Here is a 305-nt window from a genome sequence, read left to right on the forward strand (position 1 = left end):
CAGCGGATGCTGTTCTCGGCGACCCTGGACCGCAATGTGGACCTGCTGGTGCGCCGCTACCTCAGCGACCCGGTGGTGCACTCGGTGGACCCGTCGGCCGGTGCGGTGACCACGATGGAGCACCACGTGCTGCATGTGCAGAGCGCCGACAAGTACGCCACGACCACCGAGATCGCGGCCCGCGAGGGCCGGGTGATCATGTTCCTGGACACCAAGCACGCCGTGGACCAGCTCACCAAGCACCTCTTGCAGAGCGGGGTGCGGGCCGCGGCCCTGCACGGCGGGAAGTCCCAGCCGCAGCGCAC

1 pseudogene is annotated in these 305 nt (G+C 69.5%); it reads left to right on the forward strand.

Features of this window, described 5'->3' with window-relative positions:
- Nucleotides 1–305, forward strand: a pseudogene (locus N4G70_RS36940) (RNA helicase); the annotation flags it as partial.

The organism is Streptomyces sp. ASQP_92, assembly GCF_025399895.1.
GTDB lineage: Bacteria > Actinomycetota > Actinomycetes > Streptomycetales > Streptomycetaceae > Streptomyces.